This is a genomic window from Tepidiforma sp., from assembly GCF_034432735.1.
Classification (GTDB): Bacteria; Chloroflexota; Dehalococcoidia; order Tepidiformales; family Tepidiformaceae; genus Tepidiforma.
In genome coordinates, this window is record NZ_DAOUBJ010000036.1 from 85,026 (window position 1) to 92,990 (window position 7,965).

Annotated in this window: 6 protein-coding genes and 1 pseudogene; 4 read left to right on the forward strand and 3 right to left on the reverse strand. The window is 67.3% G+C overall.

Annotation, left to right across the window (positions count from 1 at the left end; all coding sequences use genetic code 11):
• The first annotated feature begins 3 nt into the window (after positions 1-3).
• The 3 genes and pseudogenes from VAE53_RS03515 to rlmN form a co-directional block, all read left to right on the forward strand.
• On the forward strand, positions 4-1,644 hold the full coding sequence (locus tag VAE53_RS03515) for a peptide ABC transporter substrate-binding protein (RefSeq protein ID WP_322817979.1): 1,641 nt from the start codon (positions 4-6) through the stop codon (positions 1,642-1,644).
• On the forward strand, positions 1,641-2,576 hold the full coding sequence (gene fmt / locus VAE53_RS03520; protein ID WP_322817980.1) for a methionyl-tRNA formyltransferase: 936 nt from the start codon (positions 1,641-1,643) through the stop codon (positions 2,574-2,576). Before VAE53_RS03515 ends, fmt begins: the two co-directional genes overlap by 4 nt.
• A pseudogene (gene rlmN, locus VAE53_RS03525) lies at positions 2,573-3,625 on the forward strand (23S rRNA (adenine(2503)-C(2))-methyltransferase RlmN); the annotation flags it as partial. The gene fmt and the pseudogene rlmN, both read left to right, overlap by 4 nt.
• A gap of 34 nt (positions 3,626-3,659) precedes the next feature.
• Here rlmN and VAE53_RS03530 read toward each other — a convergent pair.
• Positions 3,660-4,025 carry a hypothetical protein gene (locus VAE53_RS03530; protein ID WP_322817982.1) on the reverse strand — a complete coding sequence of 122 codons (366 nt, stop codon included), beginning with the start codon at positions 4,023-4,025 and terminating at the stop codon, positions 3,660-3,662.
• Between the two features lie 46 nt (positions 4,026-4,071).
• Here VAE53_RS03530 and queA point away from each other — a divergent pair, with 46 nt between their 5' ends.
• A complete protein-coding gene (gene queA, locus VAE53_RS03535; RefSeq protein ID WP_322817983.1) occupies positions 4,072-5,088 on the forward strand; it encodes a tRNA preQ1(34) S-adenosylmethionine ribosyltransferase-isomerase QueA in 1,017 nt (338 codons plus the stop codon).
• Positions 5,089-5,113: 25 nt separating this feature from the next.
• Here the strand turns inward: queA and VAE53_RS03540 are convergent, their stop codons facing one another.
• Together VAE53_RS03540 and ftsZ are read right to left on the reverse strand one after the other, a co-directional pair.
• Positions 5,114-6,370, reverse strand: coding sequence for a CoA transferase (locus VAE53_RS03540; RefSeq protein ID WP_322817984.1), 1,257 nt, complete (start codon positions 6,368-6,370; stop codon positions 5,114-5,116).
• Positions 6,371-6,892: 522 nt separating this feature from the next.
• Positions 6,893-7,965, reverse strand: a 1,073-nt coding sequence (gene ftsZ / locus VAE53_RS03545; protein ID WP_322817985.1) for a cell division protein FtsZ, incomplete at its 5' end; no start/stop codon positions are given.

The window sequence follows — 7,965 nt, forward strand, 5'->3', positions numbered from 1 at the left end:
CTGATGGAAGCGAACGGTCGGGCGCGTTCGCGCCTTGCGTTCGTGGTGGTGGGGAGCATCGTGGCGGCGATGCTGGCGGCGGCGGTTGCGCTGGGGATGCGGGTGACGGGGAATGAGCGGACGGTGTTGCCGGGTTCGACGTCGTACAGCGAGGCGGTGGCGGGGACGTGGCAGCGGGTGAATCCGCTGTTCGTGAACAGCAACGAGGTGGATGCGGATCTCTCGTCGCTGGTGTTTTCGGGGCTTGTCCGGATTGGGAAGGACGGGAGCGTTTTGCCGGATTTGGCTGTCGATCTGCCGGAGGTTTCCGATGGTGGTGCGACGTATACGTTCCGGCTGCGTGCGAACGCTCGTTGGCACGATGGGGTGCCGGTGACGAGCCGGGATGTGGCGTTTACGGTGGGGATTTTGCAGGACCCGGATTTCGACGATCCGGCGCTTGCGGAGGGTTGGCTGGGGGTGCGGGTGGAGACGCCGGACGACGGTACGGTGGTGATCCGGCTCCGGCAACCTTCGGCGCCGTTTCTGGCACGCAGCGCGGCGGTGGGCTTGCTGCCGGAGCACTTGTTGCGGGGAAAGGGGGCGCAGCAGCTGGAGAGCGATGCGTTCAATGCGCGGCCGGTGGGGAGCGGGCCGTACCGGCTGGAGTCGCTGGATGCGCGAGGGGCGACGCTGGTGGCGAACGGGGCGTACTACCTGGGCAGGCCGGCGGTCGATCGGCTGGTCCTCCGATTCTATCCGGACGAGCCGCAGGCGATTCGGGCGTTCGCGGCTGGCGAGACCGATGGGCTGTTTCTGAGGGGCGTGCGGACGCGCGACGAGCTGGACGTGGTGGCGGGCGTGGAGGGGAAGGTGGTGACGGTGGCGCATCGGTCGGTGTTGGCGATGCTCTATCTGAACAATTCGAATTCGCTGTTTCGCGACGAGCGGGTGCGGCAGGCGCTGTCGTTGGCTATCGATCGGGGAAAGCTGGTGGAGGCGGTGTTGCGGGGTGTGGGGAAGGCGACGGCTTCGCCGGTGATTCCAGGGACGTGGGCTTACCGTGCGGAGCAGGATTCGACGGCGGTGGACCTTTCGCGGGCGCGGCAGCTGCTGGCGGAGGCGGGGTGGCAGCCGCACCCGACGACGGGGATTCTGGTCCGCGAGGGGCAGGAGTTCCGTTTCACGATCAGGACGGACAATGCTCCGGAGAGGGTCGGGTTGGCGAATGCGGTTGCGCAGCAGCTGGAGGCGCTCGGGATCCGGGCGACGGTGGCGAGCACGACGTTTTCGGTCCTTCGGCGGGACTTTTTGCAGGAGCGGAAGTACGAGGCGGCGGTGGTGATGTGGGACCAAGGTGCCGACCCGGATCTGTATTTTGGTTGGCATAGCTCTCAGCTGGGCGCGGCAGGGCTGAATCTGGCGAATTTCGAGGATGCGGTGATGGACGATTTGATCGCCCGCGGGCGGACTTCGGCGGACCGGGAGGTGCGGTTGGACGCGTACGGGCAGATTCAGGATGTGTGGCGGGGTATCCAGCCGAGCATCGTGCTGGCTGCGACTGGGGCGGTGATCGTGCGGCCAACCTGGTTGCGGGATGCGGAGCCGGGAGTCCTGTTCGGGAGCGCGAGCCGCTTTACGGATGTGTACCGGTGGCGGCGGTGAAGGCCCGAGTGGCGTTTTTTGGCTCGCCGGAGTTCGCGGTGCCGTCGTTGCGTGCGCTGGTGGGGGCTGGGTTCGAGGTGGCGCTGGTGGTGACGCAACCGGACCGGCCGGCTGGCCGGGGCGGCAGGGTGACGCCTCCTCCGGTGAAGCGGGTGGCGCTGGAGCTCGGTCTGCGTGTGGAGCAGCCGGATTCGGTGCGGACGGCGGCGTTCGGGGAGCGGCTGGCGGGGCTCGGGCTGGAGGCGGGGGTGGTGGCGGCGTACGGGCGGATTTTGCCGGAGCGGGTGCTGGATGCGACACGGCGGGGGTTCGTGAATGTCCATGCTTCGCTGCTGCCGCGGTGGCGCGGTGCGTCTCCGGTGGCGGCGGCGATTCTGGCCGGTGATACGATGACGGGTGTGAGCATCATGGAGATGGTGCTGCGGATGGATGCTGGACCGGTGATCTCGCAGGTGGTGGAGCCGATTCGGCCGGACGATACGACGGGTTCGCTGGAGGCGCGGTTGGCGGAGCTGGGAGCCAGAGAGCTCGTTCGGGTGTTGCCGGGGTGGCTGGAGGGGACGGTCGGGGCGACGCCGCAGGACGAGTCGCGGGTGACGACCTGTGGTCTTCTCCGCAAGGAGGATGGGTTTTTGCGTGCGTCGATGACGGCGGTGGAGGCGGAGCGGGCGATGCGGGCCTATGACCCGTGGCCGGGGGCGTTCGTGCTCTATCGGGGGGCGCCGCTGCGCTGCTGGCGTGGGCGGGTGGTGGAGGGGCCGGCGGCCGCAGCTGGGTCGATGGTGATGGTGGGGGACGAGCCGGCGGTTCGTTTTGCGGATGGTTGGGTTGCGCTGGTGGAGGTGCAGCGACCGGGGGGGCGGCGGATGCCGGGGAGGGCGTTCGTGGCTGGCGAGCGGGGTAGGCTGGAGCCGGTGGTTGGTCTCGGATGAGCGGCGAGCGGCGGGCGCTCTACGGGATGCTGCCGGCGGAGGTGGATGCGCTGGTGGCGGAGATGGGGGCGGAGGGGTATCGCGCGGACCAGCTGCTCCACGCGGCCTACCGGGAGCTGGTGGAGGGGTTGGACGAGGTTCGGCAATTGCCGGCGGCGCTGCGGGCGAGGCTCGCGGAGGTGGTGACGCTTTCGCCGGGGCGGGAGGTGCGGCGGGTGGTGAGCGAGGATGGGCTGACGACGAAGCTGCTCTTGGAGTTGGGGGGCGGAACGCTGATCGAGACCGTGGCGATGCAGTATCCGCCGTCGAAACCGGGCGGTCGGCGCCGCTCGACGGTCTGCGTTTCGACGCAGGCTGGCTGTGCGATGGGCTGTGTTTTTTGCGCGACAGGTCAAATGGGATTCGAACGGAACCTCGAAGCGGCGGAGATCGTGGCCCAGGTGGTGCACGTGGCGCGGGTGTTACGGGCCCGGGGGGAGCGGGTTACGAATGTGGTGTTCATGGGGATGGGGGAGCCGTTGGCGAACTATGGGGAGACGATTCGGGCGGTGCGCGTGCTCACGGATCCGCGGGCGTTCGGCTTGGGCCAGCGGCACGTTACGATTTCTACGGTGGGGGTGATTCGCGGCATCGACCGGCTGGCGGGGGAGGGGTTGCAGGTGGGGCTGGCGATTTCGCTCCATGCGCCGAACGATGGGTTGCGGCGGAGGTTGGTGCCGACGGCGGGGCCGAATTCGGTGGGGGAGCTGGTCGGGGCGGCGAGGCGGTTTTTCGAGCGGACGGGGCGGCGCGTGACGTTCGAGTATGCGCTGGTGGCGGGGGAGAATGACGGCGAGGAGACGGCGCGGGAGCTGGCGCGGCTGCTGCGGGGGACTGGCGCGCACGTGAATCTGATCCCGGTGAATCCAACGGCCGGGGGGTTTCGGCGACCGACGCGTGAGCGGGTGCGGACGTTCGAGCGGATTTTGCGGGAGGGTGGGGTGAACTGCACGGTGCGGGTGGAGAAGGGGACGGAGATCTCGGCGGCTTGCGGGCAGCTGCGGACGGATGCTGGGATGGCGGCGGTGGTGGGGCTGGCCGAGGTTAGGGAAGAATCCTCCGAGCTGCGGCCCGGAGGAGGGAGACGAAGAGCTTTCCGAGCACCATCCCGAAGCCGATAGCGACGGCTGAGCGAAGGTCGAGAAGGGTGTGCACTTCGCCGCGGACGACGGGAGAGGCGAGGATGCCGACGCGAACTTGGTCGACGGCGACGGAGCGGCCGACGACGAGGCCGGCATCGGACTGGCGGATGGTGCCGCGATCGAAGGTGGCGATGCCGACCGCGCTTCGCTGGATTTCGATCTGTTCGGCGGTGACTCGGCGGATTGCGCTCCGCTCGATGGCGAGCGACGGCTCGGCTGGGGTGGCGGCGGAGTCGTCAAGGTCGCTTGGCAGGGGGTCGGCGGCCATGGTAGGCACCGTAGATCGCTGGGCGTGAAGGCGCAATGCTTGAGCTATGCGGACGGACGATTTTGTCTACGAGTTGCCGGAGGAGTTGATCGCGCAGGTGCCTGCGGAGCCACGCGACGCGGCGCGGCTGATGGTGCTGGATCGGGCGACGCAGGGGATAGAGCACCGGGTGGTGCGCGAGTTGCCGGAACTGCTGCGGCCGGGCGATCTGCTGGTGGTGAACGATACGCGGGTGATGGCGGCGCGGCTGTTCGGGAGGCGTGTGGAGACGGGCGGGATGGTGGAGGTGTTGTTGGTGCGGCCGTTCACGGACACCCGCTGGGAGGTGTTGATGAAGCCGGCGCGGCGGGCTGTGGAGGGGCGACGGTTCGTGTTCGACACGCACGAGGGGTTGCTGGGGGCGGTGTGCGCGGGGCGGATGGGGGAATCGGTGGTGCTAGAGTTCGAACGGGCGTTCGATCCGGCGCGGGTGGGGGAGGTGCCGTTGCCGCCGTACATCCGGGGGTTCGAGGGGGATCCGGAGCGGTACCAGACGGTTTACAGCCGTGAACCGCGGAGCGCTGCGGCTCCGACGGCGGGTTTGCACTTCACACCGGAGCTGCTGGAGCGGCTGGAGGGGGCTGGGATTGGCCGGACGGCGATTACGTTGGAGGTGGGGCCTGGGACGTTCAAGCCGGTGAATGTGGACGACCCGCGCGATTTCGATCTTCATGCTGAGCATGTGACGGTGCCGGAGGAGGCGGCGTTGGCGATCGGGCGGGCGAAGGCGGAGGGGCGCCGGGTGGTGGCTGTGGGGACGACGGTGGTGCGTACGTTGGAGCATGTGGCGAGGGAGTGTGGGGAGGTGGTGCCGTATGCGGGTTGGACGTCGCTGAAGATTCTTCCCGGGGATGGGTTCAGGGTGGTGGATGTGTTGATGACGAATTTCCATTTGCCGCGCTCGACGCTGCTGATGTTGGTGTGTGCGTTCGCGGGGCGGGAGTTCGTGTTGGATGCGTATGGGGCGGCGGTGAGGGAGCGGTACCGCTTTTATAGTTTTGGCGATGCGATGTTGATTGTGTGATGGCTGATGGCGGAGGGGTGGGTGGCTAGCGGACGAGTCCATCGGCGCGGAATTGCTGGATTTCGTCGGGGGTGAAACCGATCTCGCGGAGGATGTCGTCGGTGTGTTCGCCGAGGGCGGGCGAGGCGCGCTGGATTCGGGTTGGTGTGGCGGACATTTGGACGATGGGCGCCGGGCCGCGGATGGGGCCGAGGAGGGTGTGTTCGTACTCCTGGATGTAGCCGTTGGCCTGGACTTGGGGGTCGTCGAAGAGTTCTTCGATGAAGCGGACGGGGCCGCAGGCGATGTCGAATTGTTCGAGGTAGGTGAGCCACTCTTCGTTGGTGCGTTGGAGGAATGTTTCTTCGCAGATGCGGACGAGTTCGTTGCCGACTTCGGCGAGGTTGGTGCGGTCGAAGCCGGGTTCGTAGCGCGGGTCGGTGATGCCGAGGGCTTGGCGGAAGCGGGCGCGGGGGCCTGGGCCGAGGCAGCCGACGACGAGGTAGGAGTCTTTGGTGCGATAGGGGCGGTAGTAGATGTTGCCGGCTAGTTCGGGGGCGAAGCGGCGGCGCTCGTGGATGATTTCGTCGATGCTGGCGCCGCGGGCACGGGCTTGGGCGAGGTGGGCGAGCTTTTCGTGTCGGAGTGGTTCGTCGAGGGCGACGATTTCGCGGGAGCCGGCCTGGAGGGCGAGGGCGGAGAGGAGGAGGCTGGAGGTGATGGCCTGGCCCTGGCCGGTTCGTTGGCGGTGGTAGAGTGCGGCGGTGATGGCCCAGGCGAGGGCGAAGCCGGTGACGACGTCGGCGGGGGCGAAGGCGACGGGCATTGGCAGGCCGTTCTGGAGGTTGGGGTTGGAGGTGGAGAGGCCGCTCATGGCCTGGGCGACGATGTCGTAGCCGCGGCGCTGGGCGTCGGGGCCGGTTTTTCCGAAGGCGGTGTTTTCGGCGTAGATGATGCGGGGATTGATGCGGCGGGCGGATTGGTAATCGATGCCGAGGGTTTCGGGGACGCCTGGACGGTAGTTGGTGATGAGGACGTCGGCGCTGGTGAGGAGGCGGTCGCGGATGGGGGCGACGCGAGGGTCTTTGAAGTCGAGGGCGATGCTGCGTTTGCCGCGGTTTTGGACGAGGAAGTTTTTGCTTTCTTTGGGGATGATTTCGGCCTGGAGGCGCCATGGTTCGCCTTCGAGGGGTTCGATTTTGAGGACGTCGGCGCCCATTTCGGAGAGGAGGGAGGCGGCGAGGGGCCCGGCGATGATTTGGGTGCAATCGAGGACGCGGATGCCTTCGAGGGCGCCATGCATAGGTTCGCTCCATCGGATGGATAGGGTGGGTGCATGATACGGGAGGCGGGATTGGGGGTGTGGGGGGATAATGGGCCGGTGGTGAGCGATTCGGGGAGTGTGGGTTTGTGTGTGAGGTGTTCGTGGGGGCGGCGCGTGGTGAGTGGGCGGGGTTCGGTGTTTTGGTTGTGCGAGAGGTGGCGGGTGGATGGGCGATTTCGGAAGTATCCTGCGTTGCCGGTGTTGGTTTGTCCGGGGTTCGAGCGGCGGGGTGAGGGGGTGGGTGGTGAGGGTGGCGGTTTGACGTAATGCGTTAGGGATTATTGCGGGGATTGTCTGGTCAGGTGCTTGGCGGGTGTGTTACGTTACGCGTCCGGCTGAAAGTGGGGGAGCTACCGGCGGGGTAGCCGTCGCGACGAAAGCCAGGGGCTCGATGCCATCTCCCATTGCACCGAGCCCCCGCTTCCCGAGAGGGGAGTGTCCTTCCGGGCTTTTGCGCGTTCGGTTAGGTAGTTCCCTCCTTTCAGTCTTTTTTGTTGGGCGTTATTTGAGGCGAGCGACGCGTCCGAGCTGGTCGCGGTCGGCGCCGATGGTGTTGAGTGAGCGGAGGTTGCGGCGGAGGAAGGCGGGGAGTTCGGCGTCTTCCATGCTGCTGACGCCGGGGAGGTTGAAGTCGCGGAGGCGGCCGGTGGTGGATTCGAGGGGGTCGCCGATGGTGGCTGCGCGGGGTGTGAAGCCTGTGGCGATGACGGTGATGTGGACTTCGTCGCCGACGCGGGGGTCGACGACGGTGCCGAAGATGATGTTGGCGGAGGGGTCGACGACTTCGGCGATGACGCGTGCGGCGGCATCGAGTTCGCGGAGGCCGAGGTTGCCGTTGTGGGTGACGTTGAAGAGGACGTTGTGGGCGCCTTCGATGGATTGGTCGAGGATGGGGCTTTGGGTGGCGGCGCGGGCGGCTTCGACGGCGCGGTTTTCGCCGGTGCCTTTGCCGACGGCGAGGAGGGCGGGGCCGGCTTCGCTCATGGTGGTGCGGACGTCGTTGAAGTCGAGGTTGATGGAGCCGTTTTGGCTGATGATGTTGGAGATGGATTGGATGGCTTGGCGGAGGACGTCGTCGGCGGTTTCGAAGGCTTCTTCGACGGTGGCGTTGGGGGGGCAGATTTCGATGAGGCGGCCGTTGGGGATGGCGATGAGGGTATCGACTTTTTCGCGGAGGCGAGCGATGCCTTCTTCGGCTTGTTTCATGCGGCGGGAGCCTTCCCAGGGGAAGGGCTTGGTGACGACGCCGATGGTGAGGGCGCCGCATTCTTTGGCGACTTCGGCGACGACGGGGGCGGCGCCGGTGCCGGTGCCGCCGCCCATGCCGGCGGTGACGAAGACCATTTCGGTGCCGCGGAGGAGGTCGTAGATTTCGTCGCGGCTTTCGTCGGCTGCGCGTTCGCCGCGGGTGGGGTCGCCGCCGACGCCGAGGCCTTTGGTGAGTTTTTCGCCGATGCGGAGGCGGGTGGGTGCTTCGGAGGAGGCGAGGGCTTGGGCGTCGGTGTTGCAGGCGATGAATTGGACGCCGGGGATTTTGGCGCGAACCATTCGGTTGACGGCATTGCAGCCGCCGC

What these genes read in the sequence shown, in the direction of transcription:
- VAE53_RS03515 (WP_322817979.1), top strand. Translation starts at nt 4, where the DNA reads ATGGAAGCGAACGGTCGGGCGCGTTCGCGCCTTGCGTTCGTGGTGGTG.
- VAE53_RS03530 (WP_322817982.1), bottom strand. Translation starts at nt 4,025, where the DNA reads ATGGCCGCCGACCCCCTGCCAAGCGACCTTGACGACTCCGCCGCCACC.
- queA (WP_322817983.1), top strand. Translation starts at nt 4,072, where the DNA reads ATGCGGACGGACGATTTTGTCTACGAGTTGCCGGAGGAGTTGATCGCG.
- VAE53_RS03540 (WP_322817984.1), bottom strand. Translation starts at nt 6,370, where the DNA reads ATGCATGGCGCCCTCGAAGGCATCCGCGTCCTCGATTGCACCCAAATC.